Raw genomic sequence first — 16,354 nt, 5'->3', positions numbered from 1 at the left:
ATTGTAGCTTTATTGATTTTACTTTATTCGTAACAATTCATTTAACCTGATACCCAAATCACATTCCAAACTCACGCCTCATCTTTTTAGATATCACCGTATTGATAAAAAAGTTTAACACTATAGGCAATCGTCTGATTTCTCCCTAAATAAAGCTTATATAAAGTCATTCATTAATCATCTTACTGGGATGCCTGATCCAAACAAGTGCATAGATTATTTATTAGACATAAAAATCTTATTTTTCCTTTAGGCTTTACGCTGAACAGATTTAAATGACCATGAAATACAAAACTATAAAGGACCGTATACTTATCCAAGACAACTTATGTCGCCCTACTCTAGTGCTTTAATCTTTTTTTTGGCATGATGAAACTGAATTCATAGTGAATAATGATAAATGGAACAAATGCGTTGGTTAGAGTTGCTTTCCGCAATTCGTTTAGGTAGTAAAAAAAGCAGTACAGAATTGGCCCGTAGCCCATTCCATAAAGATTACGACAGAATTATATTTTCCCAAAGCTTTCGACAACTGAATAGAAAAACACAGGTTCATCCGCTTACCCAACATGATGGGATTCACACCCGCTTAACTCATTCACTGGAAGTATCTTGTATTGGCCGCTCGCTTGGTATGCTGGCAGCAGAAAAAATTAAAGATGAATTACCCATGTGGATTTCACCCGCCGATGTCGGTGCGATCATTCAGGCGGCGTGTCTAGCACATGATATTGGCAATCCTCCCTTTGGTCATGCGGGCGAATACGCAATCCGTGAATGGTTTGATGACGCTTCACATCGCGACTTTCTCACTAAACTAACGCCAGAAGAAGAAGCTGATGTGCGTCAGTTCGAAGGCAATGCCCAAGGACTCCGTCTTTTAAGTCGTATTGATTATCACCCTGATGATGGCGGAATGCGCCTAACCTGTGCCACGCTGGGTGCTTATTTAAAATATCCGTGGCTGTCTAAAACGATTGAAGAACAAGGTGATACCCCTTCTCATCAACGGGCAAAATTTGGCTGTTATCAATCTGAAAAAGAAATCTTGAGACAATTGGCTGAACAGCTCGGCCTGATTCAACTGGGTGAATATCATTACTGCCGCCATCCTCTGACCTATTTATTAGAAGCAGCTGATGACATTTGCTATGCGCTAATTGATCTGGAAGATGGCATTATTCTCAATATGTTGAACTATGCTGAAGTTGAACCGATTTTCCTGAATTTGATTGCTGATTATGGCTATCCAGAGGAATTGCATTTACCGCATACCACTTGGCAGCAAAAAATTGCAGCATTACGCGGACGCGTCATGAAGCGTTTGGTCGATGAAGTCACCACTGCGTTTGCCAAACATCATTTTGAAATTTTGACAGGTCAGCTCAAAGGTAGCCTATTACAATATTGCTCACCAGATATTGAGGCAGGCATTCAAACGGCAAAGAATCTGGCACGTGACCGAATTTTTGAACATCCTCAAAAATCAGGTTTAGAGATTATTGCCCATCAAAGTCTACAAACCATTCTGGATGCGTTTATTCCTTTGACCATGCCACATAAGACATTAAGCTTTAAAGAACAGCGATTAATGTCAATTTTGCAACATTCAGGCGTAAATCTGCAAAACAACCATTATAATAATATTATGCAAGTCTTGGATATTATTAGTAAGTTCTCTGACCATCAGGCTTATAGTCTGGCGCAAGAGTTGCAAGGAAATAAAATAGGATTCTTTTAAAGGCTTAAATTAAGCTCTGTTAGTCTCTTAAATCACCAACTAAATTGTTTTAAAAAATAGTGAAATTTTACTCATGATCGGATGTTTAATTGGCGAAGTGTTTGCCCTAGAAGCCCCAACCGTATTACTGAACGTGAATGGCGTTGGCTATGAAATCGACACCCCACTTTCAACATTTTGCCAATTACAAAAAGGACAAAAAGTCACGTTATGGACACATTTAGTGGTCCGTGAAGATGCACAGCAATTGTATGGCTTTATTGATGCGCAGGAAAAAACTATTTTCCGCACGCTACTCAAAGTCAATGGTGTAGGCCCTAAAATGGCACTAGGTATTCTTTCAACTCTGAGTGTTGAATTGTTGATTCATACCATTGAACATGACGATGTAAATACCCTGATTAAAGTTCCGGGTGTAGGTAAAAAAACTGCTGAACGCTTAATGATTGAATTACGTGACCGCTTTAAAGCATTGGCCCATCCTACAGGTGGCTCAAGCAATGCAGCAGCAACGCAAATCCAGTTCATGTCAAACTCACCTGTTGCCGAGGCCGAAGCTGCATTACAATCGCTCGGTTATAAACCAGCTGAAGCACAAAAAGCCGTTGCAGCCGTCAAAGCAGATTATACTGAGTCAGCCGACATTATCCGTGCTGCGCTTAAATCCATGATGAAGTAATAGATATATGCAAGATCGTCTTATTAGCGGAACAGAAAAACCTGAAGATCATTTTGATCGTGCCATTCGCCCCACCTCTTTGGCTGATTATATCGGTCAGCCTGTGGTGCGTGAGCAAATGGAAATCTTCATTGGCGCGGCCCGTGGTCGTGGTGAGGCACTTGATCATACCCTGATCTTTGGCCCACCAGGCTTGGGTAAAACCACATTGGCAAATATTATCGCGCGTGAAATGGGTGGTAATTTAAAGTCGACTTCTGGCCCGGTGTTAGAACGTGCCGGCGATTTGGCTGCCATGCTGACCAATCTGGAAGAAGGTGATGTTCTGTTTATTGACGAAATTCATCGTCTTTCACCTGTGATTGAAGAAATCCTCTATCCTGCGATGGAAGACTATCAACTGGATATTATGATTGGTGAAGGTCCTGCTGCCCGCTCAATCAAGCTGGATCTACCTGCATTTACTTTAGTTGCGGCAACAACACGTGCAGGTTTGTTGACTTCGCCATTACGGGATCGTTTCGGGATCGTGCAACGATTAGAGTTCTATTCGGTTGAGGACTTGACGCATATTGTGACACGTTCTGCCAATTTGATGGATATGCCGATTACGCACGAAGGCTCAACAGAAATTGCCCGTCGTGCACGCGGCACACCGCGTATTGCTAACCGTCTATTACGTCGTGTTCGTGACTATGCGCAAGTCAAAGGCACAGGTGAAGTGACTCAAGACATGGCACAACGCGCTTTGGATATGCTCAATGTTGATAAAGCAGGCTTAGATACGCTAGATCGACGTTATCTCAGTATGTTACTGGAACGTTTTGAAGGACGACCAACAGGTGTTGAAGCTTTAGCCGCAGCGATGGCAGAAGACAGCGGAACGCTGGAAGATGTGATTGAGCCGTATTTAATTCAGCAAGGTTATGTGATGCGGACTGCTCGCGGTCGTATTGCCACCAATATGGCGTATTTACAGTTTGGTATGACACCGCCTGAGTCAAACAACTAAGCGAAAGAAGAGAGTTTTCTCTTCTTTTTTTTAATTTGAACCGTCTCCCTAAAGCAAAATAATAATTCTATTATCAACAAATTAGCGACTCTATACCTTTTAAGTCTTTATTTATACCTTATTGATTTTTTAATATTTTCAAGAACTGCATTATAAGAAAAATACAACGTAAATCTGATAAACAATAATTTTTAGGATAAGGATATGTATAAGAAAGCCGCTTTATTACTTCCACTCGCCCTTGTGAGTCAACTCAGTATGGCAGATTGGATAAAGGATGCCGCACAACAAAATGAAAATCAGGTTATTCAATTAAGACAACATATTCACGAACACCCCGAACTGGGCAATATGGAATTTAAAACATCTGCGCTTGTTCAAAAAGAATTGAAATCTTATGGCATTCAAGTCAAAACAGGTTATGCAAAAACAGGAGTCATTGGCATCTTAAAAGGCGATAAACCTGGTCCAGTCATGGCGCTTAGAGCGGATATGGATGCTTTACCGATGCAGGAAAAAAGTGGCGTTCCTTTTGCCAGCAAACAAAAAGCAATCTATCAAGGTAAAGAAACTTATGTAATGCATGCTTGTGGACACGATGCTCACACTGCAATGCTCTTAGGCGCAGCAAAAATTCTGGCAGCCAACAAAGATAAAATATCAGGCACAGTCGTTTTTGTATTTCAACCCGCCGAAGAAGGTGGCGCAGATATCGATAATTTCACACATGGCGATCAAATCGGCTCAAGAAAAATGATCGCGGACGGAGCATTTAAAGACGATAAGCCAGAAGCTATTTTTGGTATGCATGTCATGTCTGGTATGAAAAGCGGACATCTCTACTATAAAGATGGTGCGATTTTAAACAGTTCAGATCATTTGCGTATTCAAGTCAACGGCAAACAAGTCCATGGTTCGATGCCTTGGTTAGGTAGAGATCCGGTTTATGCATCAGCTCAAATGATTAACAATATACAAAGTCTTATTAGTCGAAGAACTGATCTGACTCAAGGCATGGGCGTCATCAGTATTGGTAATATTCAAGGTGGAACGGCAGGAAACATCATTCCTGATCAAGTTAATATGATTGGTACCATTCGCTCCAACAACGAACAGATACGAGACAACATCTTAGAAAGTTTACCGACGCTTGTTGAACATAATGCTCAAGCCAATGATGTAACGGCCAAAGTTGAGATTGCACCTTATGCTCCAGTAACAGTGAATAATAAGGCACTTACTCAACTTATTCAGCCAACATTGACCAAAGCTGTCGGAGATTCGAAACTTCATCTGATGGACCATAATGCAAGTGCCAGTGAGGATTTTGCCTATTATGGAAAATTAATGCCGTCCTTCTTTGTTTTCTTAGGTGCGACACCTGAAAATCAGGACTTAAGTCAAGCCGCTCCGAACCATAACCCCTATTTTATCGTCGATGATAAAGCCTTAAAGACAGGGACAGAGCTACATGTAAGATTCGTCTTAGATTATCCAGAAATCGCAAAACAAGTTCAGGCCGCATGGAAACCTTCTTAACTTAGCAACATACAAGTTATAGAGCGTCCCGTTTTAGTCAATAAAGACCGCAATCGCAATTGAAAGGTTGTGCCATAGGACTTAGTATGCAATCTGCTAAACTGCCCCGTATTTAAAGCAGGTCTATGACGTTGAATAGAACTGGTGTTTTATTTAGCAGTCATATTTTTAAATATAAAGCCCTATAGTGAACTAGAACGGAATACTCTCATGGCGAATCATTTTGAATTTAAAATTCGTGTTTATATCGAAGATACAGATGCAGGTGGTATCGTCTACCATGCCAACCATATCCGTTTTATGGAGCGTGCACGCACTGAATGGTTACGCGCTGCAGGTGTTGATCACTACTGGCATCAACAAGATTACAACTTCGTTGTGCACCAGATTCAGGTCAAATATGTACGACCTATATTAATGGATGACTTAATTACCGTTACAGCACGTGTTATTTCGTGTAAAGCCGCATCATTTGTGTTGCAACAAAATATTTATCGTGGTGAAATCTTGCTGGCTTCAGGTGAGGTTGTGTTGGCATGTTTAAACAAAGAGTTAATGCCACGTCGACTTCCTGATGAAATTCGTGACCTGATTCAAAAAGAATTGGCACAGGACTAAAATAAACTTTCGGCACAGTAACTTATGGCAACTAATTTAGAATCTTCTCTACACATCTCCGACCTTATTTTGCAAGCAAGTCCTGTTGTACAACTGGTCATGCTGATTTTATTACTCGCTTCAATTTATAGCTGGTATCTAATCGCCAAATTGCATATGGGCTTCAAAAAAGCAGGACAAGATGATGAGCATTTTCAAAAGATGTTCTGGTCAGGTGCCGAATTAAATACCCTTTATAATAATGCTCAACTCAACTCTAAACGTCGTGGTTTAGAAGATATCTTCTATCAAGGGTTGGGTGAGTTTTTCAAATTACAAAAACGTAAAGCAGATACCAATCAAACCATCGAAGGAACTGAACGTATCCTTCGTGTCGGTTTAAGCCGTGATCAAGGTGGTTTAGAACAAGGCTTAGGTGCACTTGCCAGCATTGGTTCTGTTGCACCTTATATTGGTTTATTTGGTACTGTTTGGGGCATTATGAATGCCTTCATCGGTCTGGCTGCGGTGGATCAAGTTACTTTGGCAACAGTTGCACCGGGTATTGCCGAAGCGCTCATCGCTACAGCAATCGGTTTATTTGCTGCAATTCCAGCGGTACTTGCATTTAACCACTACACAGCCAAAGGCGAATCGATCTATTCAGACCGTGCCTTATTTGCAGAAGAAATGGTTGCTCTTTTACAGCGTCAAGCGATTGGAACGACACAGGAAGATGCATAATGGCGATTCAAAGATCTGGACGTTTTGAGCGGATTAAAAAACCACTGAAAAGCGATATGAACGTCGTTCCTTATATCGATGTCATGTTAGTACTCCTAGTTATTTTCATGGTGACAGCACCCATGATCACCAGTGGTATCAAAGTAGATTTACCTCAAGCCAATAACCACCCTATTGAATCTAAAGATATGCCAGCATTGGTAACTATTAGTAAAGAAGGAAATTTCTCGCTTGAATATCAAGAACACAAAGGCAGTGATCCACTATCACTGGAACAGCTTGAATCGCTTTTAAGTGAGGCTCAAACACAAGCTGAACAAGAAAATAAGCAACTGACTGTTCTCGTGAATGGTGATAAATCTCGTCCTTATGGTGAAGTGGTTTCACTGATGGCGAGTCTACAAGAAGCAGGCCTAACTCAAGTTGGCTTACTGACCGAGCCGTTAAAATAAGCTATGAAAAAATTTCAAGAGCCGCCTTTTAAGCAAAATGCGATTGCACTGGGTTTCACACTCGGTGTTCATGCAATCGCGATTGTTGGCTTACTGTTTTTAGGCTTGAGTAAACCACCAGAAGAGCCTAAAAAACTCACCACTATTTTGGTGAAGCCAGAAGATTTACCTCAATCGCTTCAGCAGCCTGAACAGCAAGTCACTGCTGATAAACAAGCACCAGAAGTGGTCAGTCCAAATGTAGATCCGACCTTACCTGAAAATATTCCTGTAGCCCCTCCACCACCAACTGCACAACAACTTGCAGCTGAAAAACAAAAGGTGGAGCAAGCAAAATTAGCTGAACAAAAACGTAAAGCCGATGAAGCTGCTCGTGCCAAGCAAGTCGAAGAACAGCGTAAACTTGCAGAAGCACAGGCACAAAAACAACGTGTCGATGCTGAAGCAAAACGTCAAGCTGATGCAAAGGCAAAAACTGAAGCTGAAGCGAAACGCAGAGCTGAACAAAGCGCGAAAGCTGAAGCGGATGCCAGAGCACGTCAAAAAGCAGAGCAAGATGCGAAGTTAAAACAGCAGAAAGCGGCTGAAAATGCAAAGCTTCAAGCTCAACAAGAAGCAAAACGTAAAGCCGAAGCGGATGCAAAACGCAAAGCTGATGCAGATGCCAAACGCAAAGCCGATGCGGATGCAAAACGCAAAGCTGATGCAGATGCAAAACGTAAAGCTGATGCAGACGCTAAACGTAAAGCCGATGCAGACGCTAAACGTAAAGCCGATGCGGATGCAAAACGTAAAGCTGATGCAGATGCGAAACGTAAAGCTGACGCAGATGCCAAAGCGAAAGCCGACGCAGATGCAAAACGTAAAGCTGATGCAGATGCCAAACGTAAAGCTGACGCAGATGCCAAAGCGAAAGCCGACACAGATGCGAAACGCAAAGCTGACGCAGACGCTAAACGTAAAGCCGATGCGGATGCAAAACGTAAAGCTGACGCAGATGCCAAAGCGAAAGCTGACGCGGATGCTAAACGCAAAGCCGATGCGGATGCAAAAGCCAAAGCTGAAGCAGATGCGAAACGTAAAGCGGAAGCAGAAGCGGATGCAAAAGCTGCTGCTGCAAAAAAAGCTGAACAGGATGCTGCCCAGAAGAAAGCGGATGCAAAACGAATTGCATCAACAGCTAAACGAGATTTTGAACAAAAAATCTATCGTGCATGGAACATGCCATCGGGTTCATCAGGTCAGCGTGCCAGTGCGCGTGTCACCTTGAGTGATAGCGGAGCTGTTTTATCTGTTGTTGTTTCTGCAAGTGATCCTGACGTGAAAGCAAGTGTAGAAGCTGCGGTTCGTGCTGCCGCACCTTATCCAATGCCAGATGATCCAGTAGCACGCCGTGAAGCAAGAAGCTTTACTTCAAGTTTTACTGCAAAATAGTAATGAATAGTTAACGTTACATGCTTTTAATAGCACAAAGCATGTAACTATGTTAAATAATCAACAGCCACAAAAATACGACGCAAGTAATTGTAACTATGGACAAGACTCGTAAACACCTCCTCTCTTTAGCAGTTTTTGCTGCAATTAGCACAGTTGTTCCAACAGCAACTTTCGCTCAATTACATCTTGAAATTGCAAAAGCACCTGAACAAGCACCAAAAATTGCGATTATCCCATTTGCAAATGACAATGCGATCTATCCAATTGTGGAAAGCGACTTGAATCGCTCAGGCCGTTTTACTAGTGCATCTCAAAATTTACCTGCAACTGCCAGCCTAAATCAGGTACAGGCAGGTGATTGGCAAAATGCAGGTGTACCTTATGTTGTTGTGGGTCAAATGAAGGCTGTTGATGCCAATACATTTGAAATTCACTACCAATTGTACGATGTACAAAAACAACAATATTTACTCAATGAAGTACTCACTGTGCCTCGCTCGCGCGTACGTCAAGCTGGACATCTGATCAGTGATACGATTTATCAAGCCTTAACGGGTATTGCGGGTGACTTTAGCGGTCGTATTGCCTATGTATTACGTAATCAGGCAACACCAGCTCAACGTTATACTTTACAAATTGCAGATACGGATGGCGAACAACCTAAAACAGTGCTGTCATCACGTGATCCAATCCTCTCTCCGGCTTGGACACCTGATGCCAAGAAAATTGCCTATGTTTCTTTCGAAACTAAACGACCAGCAATTTACCTACAAGATTTAGCGACAGGACAACGCGAAGTTTTAGCCAGTTTCCGTGGCTTGAATGGCGCACCAAGTTTCTCGCCAGATGGTAAATCAATGTTATTTACCGCTTCTATGCACGGCAATCCTGAAGTTTATCAAATGGATTTAAGTACTCGCCAAGTACAACGCATGACCAATGACTCTGCGATTGATACTGAAGCGCGCTACTCACCAGATGGCAAGTCATTCATCTTTACATCGGATCGCGGTGGTTCACCACAGATTTATCGTTATAGCTTTGATGACAGTTCAGTCAAACGTCTAACCTTCAAAGGTGCATTTAATGCACGCGGCACATTAAGCGCAGATGGTAAAAAGATTGCCCTTGTCCATCGTCCAAGCGGCAGTAACTACAAAGTTGCCATTCAGGATATCAATACAGGTATTACCAATAATCTCACACCAACCAGTTTAGATGAATCACCAAGTTTCTCGCCAAATGGCCAAATGGTCGTTTATGCAACGCGTGAAGGAAATCGTGGTCTTTTATCAGTCATGTCTACTGACGGTCGTTTCCGCATGAATTTACCAAGCGAACAAGGTGAAGTTCGTGAACCAGCTTGGGCACCAAAATAAATTTAATCGATTGGAGAATCGTATGAACATTAAATATTTAACGCTTCCACTTATTGCTGCAACGCTCGTTTTCACGGGTTGTGCAAGCCGTAAACCTGCTGCTGAAATTACTACAGGCAATACACCAAACGGTTCATCAACTGTAAGCACTGATGGTTTAAGTGAAGATGCAGCTTTAAATGCACAAAACCTTGCGGGCGCATCTTCAAAAGGTGTAACTGCTGCAAATAAAGCATTTTTAGCGAAACGTGTTGTTCACTTCAACTATGACAGCAGTGACTTATCAAACGAAGATTATCAAACATTGCAAGCACATGCTCAGTTCCTTGTTGCCAATGCGAACTCTCGTGTTGCCCTTACAGGCCACACAGATGAACGTGGTACACGTGAATACAACATGGCACTTGGCGAGCGTCGTGCCAAAGCGGTTGAAAGCTTCCTGATTACCAATGGTGTCAACCCGCAACAGCTTGAAGCAGTAAGCTATGGCAAAGAATCTCCTGTCAATGCAGGTCACAACGAAGCTGCATGGAAAGAAAACCGCCGTGTAGAAATTAACTACGAAGCTGTTCCACCATTATTAAAATAATCGTGTGAATGCTTGAAATAAAAATGCTCACTTTAGGTGAGCATTTTTATTTGCGATCAAGACGTAGATTGAGCATCGGTCTTGGTCTGCATCGATTCAATCATATCGTGCTTGTTGAACTCTTTGTATTCTGGCTTCGCCTCATACTCTTTCCAAGCCTCTTGCACCTTCTCTTTAGAAATCGTTTCTAAACTAATAGGTTCGCTTGGCGTAGGAGTTGCGTCAAAATTCTTGGTTGACATCTTTAATCTCCAAACATCCTGTCTAGTATCCGTCCAACATAGCATGTAATGGCTTACTTGTAATCATAAAAGCAACATAAATAAAGTAAGATAATTTTTATTTTTGGGCGTTCTCATCTAGAATAGCCACATTCATTTTTATCAATTTTTGACACGGCTAAATCGGAGCTATTCAATATGTCAAACCTTACTTTGACCCAATACCTAGAACAACAAAATGGGAATTTGACTCCAGAGTTGGCACAAGTCATCGAAACAATTGCAGCAACTTGCCAGACGATTGATCAAGCATTACAAAAAGGTGCTTTAGCGGGTGTTTTAGGCAGCGCTGGCAATGAAAATGTTCAGGGTGAAACGCAGAAAAAACTAGATGTCATTTCGAATGATTACCTGATTGATGCATTAAAAGCTCATCCACAAGTGGGTGGTTTGGCTTCAGAAGAATTAGATGACTTCACTCCTGCGCAAGAAAATGGCAAATATTTAGTTTTATTTGATCCATTAGACGGTTCAAGCAATATCGACATCAATATGTGTGTGGGTACGATTTTCTCTATCCTTCCTGCAAAAAATGCCGTTACTCAAGCTGCTGATTTCATGCAAGCAGGGACTGAGCAAGTTGCTGCGGGTTATGTACTTTATGGTCCATCAACCATGCTCGCACTGACTGTTGGCGCAGGCGTTGTATTCTTTACTTTTGATCCAACCACACAAAGCTTCTTATTAACTTCTGAAAAAGTTCAAGTTTCAGCAGATACACAAGAATTTGCAATCAACTCATCTAACCAACGTCATTGGGAAAATCCAGTGAAACGCTATATTGATGAGCTACTTGCTGGTAAAACATCAGTGCGTGAAAAAGACTTCAATATGCGCTGGGTTGCATGCATGGTCGGTGACATTCACCGTATCTTATGCCGTGGCGGTATTTTCCTTTACCCTTATGACTTGAAAGACCCTAAAAAAGCAGGTCGTTTACGTTTGATGTATGAAGCAAACCCAATGAGTATGCTGATTGAACAGGCAGGTGGTGCATCTACAACAGGCCGTGTTCGTATTCTGGATATCCAACCAACAGAATTACACCAACGTGTTCCAGTCATTATTGGTTCTAAGAATGAAGTTGAACGCGTAACCAGCTATCACTAATTAATTTTATAATCAGGGCATTATCATCCATTTATAATGCCCTTTTGGATGTTTATCTTATGGCAGTTATTTTTCTAGAATCAAAAGACAATGCAAAGATCAAACATTTGCGTGGGCTGATCGAGCTAAACAGCGCCCGAAAAAAACATCAGCAAACGGTTCTGGAAGGTACACACCTTTGTCTGGCTTGGTTACAACAGCAGAAAAAAATCTTTTCTCTATTTACGACCGAACAAGCACTTAATCACCCCGAATTACAACAAGTCATCGAATTACATCAAGGCCATATTTTTGTTATTAGTGAAGTACTTTACAAAGATTTAAGTACTTTAGGCACTACGCTACCTTGCTTAGCGATTGTTGATCTTCCTAAAAGTTCAGTCACAATTGATTTTAATGCAGATACGCTCATTCTGGAAAATGTTCAGGATCCAGGAAATGTCGGCACACTTCTACGTTCTGCTGCTGCTGCAAATATTAAGCAAGTGATTTGTACACAAGGTTCAGCATCATTGTGGTCACCGCGTGTATTGCGTGCGGGTATGGGTGCACACTTCAGCCTAACTTGTTTTGAAAATTTTCAACTCAGTGATTTACTTCCAAAGTTTGACATTCCTGTCTTTGTGACCAGTTCACACCGTTCAACTAGCTTATACACACAAGATTTGACTCAAGCATGTGTATGGATTTTGGGTAATGAAGGTCAAGGTGCCAGTGACTATGCCCTAGAACACGCTCAAGCAGTGACGATTCCTCAGCCGGGTGGCCAAGAGTCTCTGAATGTGGCAATTGCTGGCTCAGTTTGCTTCTTTGAAATGGTACGCCAACGTCAGTAAAACGTTATTTTATTTTAAATACGCGTTTTTTACTGGGAAAATCTATTACACTACTAAAAATAATTGCTTAAGTTGTCAACGCGCCCACCATTTTCAACGTTATATGATTAATGAATTGAAATAATAATGGTGGGTATCCATGACAGGATTTTCCATCTCTATGGATTTAGCACCTAAACAGGCTCGAACGGAAAACGGTACTGATCGTAGTACGGTTGAACAACGTCTGCGTTTCTTTATGCAAGACGTGACTGGTCGTGCGCTTGTGATGATGGAGAGTGCGACACAGGGACAACAAGGCATTGCAATGGATCTGGTTCAGGAAGCCTTTATTTCATTGCATAAGTCCTATGCAGATAAGAGTACCGATGAATGGTATCCCCTGTTCTATACCATATTGAATAATAAGCTTCAGGACTGGAGAAGAAAGGAAGCCCGTCGGGCAAGTCCATTCTCATTATTTAAGAAAATCAGTTTAGATGATGACGAAGAAATTATTGATGTAGTCGATGAATCAACCCCAAATCCATTTGAGTTCCTTGATCAGGAAGTGACGATAGAGGAAATTCAGGCTGCAATTAATCAATTACCAGTTCGTCAGCAACAAGCGTTCATGTTAAGAGCCTGGGAAGGCTTTGATACGATGACGACAGCGCAAATTATGGATTGTAGTGAAGGTAGTGTAAAAACACATTATCACCGTGCAATTCAGGGACTCAGAATTGCTTTAGAGCACTTAAATCCACATACGGGAGGATCATCAGATGAAAAAAGATGAGTTCGCTAAACAAGTGACTTCCAAACTTGATCAACTTGCAAGAGAGCAGCACCACAATAAAATGATGGTGATGAATCATGTTTTAGATACGGTACAAAAGAAACCTACTTCTTATTACAGTATCTGGAAAATGACAGGTTTTGCTTTGGCAGCTGCCATTATGGGTATTGCTGTATTACCAAGCTCTTTACAGTTAATCGATAAACCGCAAAATCAGGTTGTGGTTAATCCGAAACTTTCTCCTCAGATGGTTGAAGATATGGAAATGTTATTGGTTCTAGGTGAGGATAAAGTTCCACATGGCAGCTAAAAAGTTAGCACTTGTTGTGTGTACGCTCGGCTTATTGCAAACCAGTTTTGCAGGTTCGGAACGTTTCTGGATTTTTTCAAAACAGAATAAGCCAACAACTGAAGAAGCATGGGATGATTTATCCCCAGAGGAACAACGCGTTTTAATTAAACGCTATCAGTCGTTAAAGGAAATTCCGACTACACAAAGCTCACAACTCCAACAAAGAATGGAATGGTTTACTCAACTGCCAGAAGATGAAAAACAGAAAATGCGTGATGTATGGCAAAAAATGAGTACTCAGGAACGCACCACCTTGCGTAAACGTATGCAAAATGCGAGTACAGAAGAGCGGGTAAACATCCGAGAAGAATATTTAAGTAAATACGCAGAACATTGATTTTTAAATTTATAAAAAAAAGAGCGCCAAATATGGCGCTCTTTTCTATTTCATGTTTTATTTTTTCATACGGCGATAAGCCAATAGACCGAATAAACCAAATATAGATAGGAAATTCAGACTACCGCCTCCACCTTTACGGGTATCATCAGAGGTCGTACCTGTACTGATAATTTTCACAGTCGCGGTATTTGAAATCAGACCTTCTGCATCATAAACCTGATAATTAAATGAATAATTAAATGGGTTAAAGATATTTATTTCCTGAACGTAAATATTACCGCCATAGCAGGTTTCCTGCTGATCAGGTTCAGGACATGGACCTTTGCGGTCAGCAGTCACGCTAATATTCTCAGATGGAACATTGGTCAGTTTGATTGGTAACTCAATTCCTTCCGCATTTCTCCAGAATTGTGGCTTATTTGGTTTACTTGCAGGCCCTTTTCCACCTTCTCCCATATCACCATAATCATTGGCGAAGTTCAGCAGATTGATAGCAACCTTTTCTTTCTTTTGATACTTCAATGTGACCGAAGTATCTTTTGCTTCTGGCGCGATATTTAAAAATGCGGCACTAATCAATCCAGAAGAGGTAATTGAAGGATCTGCTCGATATTGAACTGTATATTTACAGAAAATTTTATCGCCTGCTTGTGTAATACCATCATCTTTACGATAGAAAATAATTTGTTCTAAATCATCATTCCATTCACAAACCAATTTTTTAGCTTCTTCTTTATCAATATTCTCAACATTGTCGCTGATTTGCCCTTTTCCTAAAGGCTCAGTTGTAACGATATAATTTTGTTTATTAAAGAATGCCACTTTAGAAGTGCCATCAGCTTGCTGAGTTTCTTGAGGAATCGGCAACTGATAATTTTTTAAATCAATAAAGATCGCTCTATATTTTAAATTAGTCTTTGTCTTCTCATATAAGTTTTTATACTCTTGCGCACGAACCTTATAGTAAGTTAAGAAATCAGGATTATTTGGCTGCTTAACAAGATCATTAAAGAAGTCCAGCTGGTTTTTGTAGTTTGCCACTAATGTTGTCAATGAAATATTCGAGACATCCGTAATATCACCCGCTGTCAATTTCATAAACTCAACGGAACCAATATCGCAGGAATTACGTGAGTCTGGATCATAATGCAATGTACCATCGGTAATACGTGCGATATTGCGCTGGTCTGTTGCACTACACTCAGTAGCACCCGTATTAAGCAAATCTTTTTCTAACTTGGTATTTACTGGATAATATAGGGGTAAAAAAGCTGTAAATTCCGACTCTGGCTGTAATGTCGTTAAAAGCGTACGGATGTTAACAGCACTAATATCAATATTGGTATGCTTCTCAGGTAAGGCCAGTTTTGGTAAATCACACTTACTCGCCCCATTTAGAGAAAAAGCATTATAAAGCGGGACGATATCTACTTCTTTCTCTTCGGTGACATCCCCTAACAAATAACGGCAAGAATAGCCTCCATTATTATAAGCAAGCACATTGAAACTTAATATTTTCAGCCCTAACTTATCATATAGAAAAGCAGAGTAAGCATTGTTCTCCACAATGGTATTACTGAGTAAATTGATACTACTCAAGTTACTTAAAATACTAGAGTTGTTTGTAGGCGTACTGCCTATCTGACTATCGCCTGTAAATTTAATCAAGCTACCATTTGATAGGTTTACTGTATTTTGTGCAATCGTATTCGTACTTAATGAAGCTGTTGGCTCTCCACAAAACTCCAGCATACTACTTGAATTAGCTGTACCATTTGCAATAAGACTACTCGTCTTTACTTCAATATTCCGTTTTGAATATACATTATCATTAATACAACTCATGGCGAGCAGGCTACCTAAGGGCGCCTTATTATTTTTTAGTAGAGCACTGACTATATTTAAAGAAGATGATGACCCTGCTAAGAAGACTGCTCCTCCACTTACCCCAGCCTCACCATCTAAAATTTGGACATTCTGCAAACTTACATTGCCACCAGCATAAATCGCTCCACCACGGTCTGAGGTTTTACCATTTTTCAAAATGATATCATTGAGGGTTAACGAACTATTATTACCAGTCGTATTAAAAATACGGCCTTTTCCTCTGGCATCAATCGTTGTTTTCAACACCGTTTGTGCAGGGTAGTCATTGGTAATAACGCTTCTTTTTTCCCAATCAACGGGACTTTTGCCCAAAATCACAATATCAATCTTTGGTGCCAATTCTCGATCCAGTACATAGGTACCCGCTTCTAATTGAATCGACTTCGTCGTAGCAGGCGAAGTATCCGTGACTTGACACCCACCATAAGGCTTTCTATCTGCTGCCGTTTTCAGTGCTTCTCGCAATGAACAGGCATAGTTATTTTCGCCATCTTCATCTACAAAAGTTGTAACTTGGATTGGGGCACTACTTGTCGCTGCAAAAAGCGGCATCGTCGCAAGCACCAAGGTGGCTAGCAAAGTTTTTTTATAATTTTTCATC

17 protein-coding genes are annotated in these 16,354 nt (G+C 41.0%); 15 read left to right on the top strand and 2 right to left on the bottom strand.

The window, feature by feature from the left end; all coding sequences use genetic code 11:
• Window positions 1–400: 400 nt before the first annotated feature.
• The 10 genes from IEV36_RS11865 to pal all read left to right on the top strand — a co-directional run bounded on the left by IEV36_RS11865 (window position 401) and on the right by pal (window position 10,169).
• On the top strand, window positions 401–1,741 hold the full coding sequence (locus IEV36_RS11865; RefSeq protein ID WP_005256777.1) for a deoxyguanosinetriphosphate triphosphohydrolase: 1,341 nt from the start codon (window positions 401–403) through the stop codon (window positions 1,739–1,741).
• A 73-nt stretch (window positions 1,742–1,814) separates the two neighbouring features.
• The gene (gene ruvA / locus IEV36_RS11860) at window positions 1,815–2,420 is read left to right on the top strand and encodes a Holliday junction branch migration protein RuvA (protein ID WP_004771457.1); all 606 of its coding nucleotides are present in this window, start codon (window positions 1,815–1,817) and stop codon (window positions 2,418–2,420) included.
• Window positions 2,421–2,427: 7 nt separating this feature from the next.
• Window positions 2,428–3,432, top strand: coding sequence for a Holliday junction branch migration DNA helicase RuvB (ruvB, locus tag IEV36_RS11855; protein ID WP_005256775.1), 1,005 nt, complete (start codon window positions 2,428–2,430; stop codon window positions 3,430–3,432).
• A 204-nt stretch (window positions 3,433–3,636) separates the two neighbouring features.
• On the top strand, window positions 3,637–4,971 hold the full coding sequence (locus IEV36_RS11850; protein WP_005256773.1) for a M20 family metallopeptidase: 1,335 nt from the start codon (window positions 3,637–3,639) through the stop codon (window positions 4,969–4,971).
• A 210-nt stretch (window positions 4,972–5,181) separates the two neighbouring features.
• Window positions 5,182–5,589: a tol-pal system-associated acyl-CoA thioesterase gene (gene ybgC / locus IEV36_RS11845; RefSeq protein WP_004771451.1), complete on the top strand. Its 408-nt coding sequence runs from the start codon at window positions 5,182–5,184 to the stop codon at window positions 5,587–5,589.
• A gap of 24 nt (window positions 5,590–5,613) precedes the next feature.
• Window positions 5,614–6,312, top strand: coding sequence for a protein TolQ (gene tolQ / locus IEV36_RS11840; protein WP_004771450.1), 699 nt, complete (start codon window positions 5,614–5,616; stop codon window positions 6,310–6,312).
• The gene (gene tolR, locus IEV36_RS11835) at window positions 6,312–6,764 is read left to right on the top strand and encodes a protein TolR (protein ID WP_005256771.1); all 453 of its coding nucleotides are present in this window, start codon (window positions 6,312–6,314) and stop codon (window positions 6,762–6,764) included. Before tolQ ends, tolR begins: the two co-directional genes overlap by 1 nt.
• Window positions 6,765–6,767: 3 nt before the next feature.
• Window positions 6,768–8,198: a cell envelope integrity protein TolA gene (tolA, locus tag IEV36_RS11830; RefSeq protein ID WP_005256769.1), complete on the top strand. Its 1,431-nt coding sequence runs from the start codon at window positions 6,768–6,770 to the stop codon at window positions 8,196–8,198.
• Window positions 8,199–8,296: 98 nt separating this feature from the next.
• The gene (gene tolB / locus IEV36_RS11825; RefSeq protein WP_005256768.1) at window positions 8,297–9,580 is read left to right on the top strand and encodes a Tol-Pal system beta propeller repeat protein TolB; all 1,284 of its coding nucleotides are present in this window, start codon (window positions 8,297–8,299) and stop codon (window positions 9,578–9,580) included.
• A 22-nt stretch (window positions 9,581–9,602) separates the two neighbouring features.
• A complete protein-coding gene (gene pal / locus IEV36_RS11820) occupies window positions 9,603–10,169 on the top strand; it encodes a peptidoglycan-associated lipoprotein Pal (RefSeq protein ID WP_005256766.1) in 567 nt (188 codons plus the stop codon).
• A gap of 56 nt (window positions 10,170–10,225) precedes the next feature.
• On the opposite strand, the gene IEV36_RS11815 is transcribed toward pal, so the two are convergent.
• Window positions 10,226–10,411 (bottom strand): NF038105 family protein, encoded by a 186-nt coding sequence (locus tag IEV36_RS11815; RefSeq protein ID WP_004771441.1) that lies wholly within the window; start codon window positions 10,409–10,411, stop codon window positions 10,226–10,228.
• A gap of 177 nt (window positions 10,412–10,588) precedes the next feature.
• Here IEV36_RS11815 and IEV36_RS11810 point away from each other — a divergent pair, with 177 nt between their 5' ends.
• The 5 genes from IEV36_RS11810 to IEV36_RS11790 all read left to right on the top strand — a co-directional run bounded on the left by IEV36_RS11810 (window position 10,589) and on the right by IEV36_RS11790 (window position 13,863).
• Window positions 10,589–11,560 (top strand): class 1 fructose-bisphosphatase, encoded by a 972-nt coding sequence (locus IEV36_RS11810; protein WP_004771439.1) that lies wholly within the window; start codon window positions 10,589–10,591, stop codon window positions 11,558–11,560.
• Between the two features lie 59 nt (window positions 11,561–11,619).
• Window positions 11,620–12,396, top strand: coding sequence for a TrmH family RNA methyltransferase (locus IEV36_RS11805; RefSeq protein ID WP_005256759.1), 777 nt, complete (start codon window positions 11,620–11,622; stop codon window positions 12,394–12,396).
• Window positions 12,397–12,556: 160 nt separating this feature from the next.
• Window positions 12,557–13,174: an RNA polymerase sigma factor gene (locus IEV36_RS11800; protein WP_005256757.1), complete on the top strand. Its 618-nt coding sequence runs from the start codon at window positions 12,557–12,559 to the stop codon at window positions 13,172–13,174.
• Window positions 13,161–13,484 (top strand): hypothetical protein, encoded by a 324-nt coding sequence (locus IEV36_RS11795; RefSeq protein ID WP_004771434.1) that lies wholly within the window; start codon window positions 13,161–13,163, stop codon window positions 13,482–13,484. The genes IEV36_RS11800 and IEV36_RS11795 overlap by 14 nt, the downstream gene beginning before the upstream one ends.
• On the top strand, window positions 13,474–13,863 hold the full coding sequence (locus IEV36_RS11790) for a DUF3106 domain-containing protein (RefSeq protein WP_005256755.1): 390 nt from the start codon (window positions 13,474–13,476) through the stop codon (window positions 13,861–13,863). Before IEV36_RS11795 ends, IEV36_RS11790 begins: the two co-directional genes overlap by 11 nt.
• A 57-nt stretch (window positions 13,864–13,920) precedes the next feature.
• Here IEV36_RS11790 and IEV36_RS11785 read toward each other — a convergent pair whose 3' ends face one another.
• Window positions 13,921–16,353 carry a CSLREA domain-containing protein gene (locus IEV36_RS11785; protein ID WP_005256753.1) on the bottom strand — a complete coding sequence of 811 codons (2,433 nt, stop codon included), beginning with the start codon at window positions 16,351–16,353 and terminating at the stop codon, window positions 13,921–13,923.
• Window position 16,354 lies beyond the last annotated feature (1 nt).

Source organism: Acinetobacter vivianii, assembly GCF_014635885.1.
Classification (GTDB): domain Bacteria; phylum Pseudomonadota; class Gammaproteobacteria; order Pseudomonadales; family Moraxellaceae; genus Acinetobacter; species Acinetobacter vivianii.
The sequence above is the reverse complement of the archived record's forward strand: the minus strand, read 5'-3'. Positions and strand labels throughout refer to the sequence as shown.

What these genes read in the sequence shown, in the direction of transcription:
- ruvB (WP_005256775.1), top strand. Translation starts at nt 2,428, where the DNA reads ATGCAAGATCGTCTTATTAGCGGAACAGAAAAACCTGAAGATCATTTT.
- ruvA (WP_004771457.1), top strand. Translation starts at nt 1,815, where the DNA reads ATGATCGGATGTTTAATTGGCGAAGTGTTTGCCCTAGAAGCCCCAACC.
- IEV36_RS11805 (WP_005256759.1), top strand. Translation starts at nt 11,620, where the DNA reads ATGGCAGTTATTTTTCTAGAATCAAAAGACAATGCAAAGATCAAACAT.
- IEV36_RS11815 (WP_004771441.1), bottom strand. Translation starts at nt 10,411, where the DNA reads ATGTCAACCAAGAATTTTGACGCAACTCCTACGCCAAGCGAACCTATT.
- IEV36_RS11850 (WP_005256773.1), top strand. Translation starts at nt 3,637, where the DNA reads ATGTATAAGAAAGCCGCTTTATTACTTCCACTCGCCCTTGTGAGTCAA.
- pal (WP_005256766.1), top strand. Translation starts at nt 9,603, where the DNA reads ATGAACATTAAATATTTAACGCTTCCACTTATTGCTGCAACGCTCGTT.
- tolQ (WP_004771450.1), top strand. Translation starts at nt 5,614, where the DNA reads ATGGCAACTAATTTAGAATCTTCTCTACACATCTCCGACCTTATTTTG.
- tolB (WP_005256768.1), top strand. Translation starts at nt 8,297, where the DNA reads ATGGACAAGACTCGTAAACACCTCCTCTCTTTAGCAGTTTTTGCTGCA.
- ybgC (WP_004771451.1), top strand. Translation starts at nt 5,182, where the DNA reads ATGGCGAATCATTTTGAATTTAAAATTCGTGTTTATATCGAAGATACA.
- IEV36_RS11810 (WP_004771439.1), top strand. Translation starts at nt 10,589, where the DNA reads ATGTCAAACCTTACTTTGACCCAATACCTAGAACAACAAAATGGGAAT.
- IEV36_RS11865 (WP_005256777.1), top strand. Translation starts at nt 401, where the DNA reads ATGGAACAAATGCGTTGGTTAGAGTTGCTTTCCGCAATTCGTTTAGGT.
- IEV36_RS11785 (WP_005256753.1), bottom strand. Translation starts at nt 16,353, where the DNA reads ATGAAAAATTATAAAAAAACTTTGCTAGCCACCTTGGTGCTTGCGACG.
- IEV36_RS11800 (WP_005256757.1), top strand. Translation starts at nt 12,557, where the DNA reads ATGGATTTAGCACCTAAACAGGCTCGAACGGAAAACGGTACTGATCGT.
- IEV36_RS11795 (WP_004771434.1), top strand. Translation starts at nt 13,161, where the DNA reads ATGAAAAAAGATGAGTTCGCTAAACAAGTGACTTCCAAACTTGATCAA.
- IEV36_RS11790 (WP_005256755.1), top strand. Translation starts at nt 13,474, where the DNA reads ATGGCAGCTAAAAAGTTAGCACTTGTTGTGTGTACGCTCGGCTTATTG.
- tolR (WP_005256771.1), top strand. Translation starts at nt 6,312, where the DNA reads ATGGCGATTCAAAGATCTGGACGTTTTGAGCGGATTAAAAAACCACTG.
- tolA (WP_005256769.1), top strand. Translation starts at nt 6,768, where the DNA reads ATGAAAAAATTTCAAGAGCCGCCTTTTAAGCAAAATGCGATTGCACTG.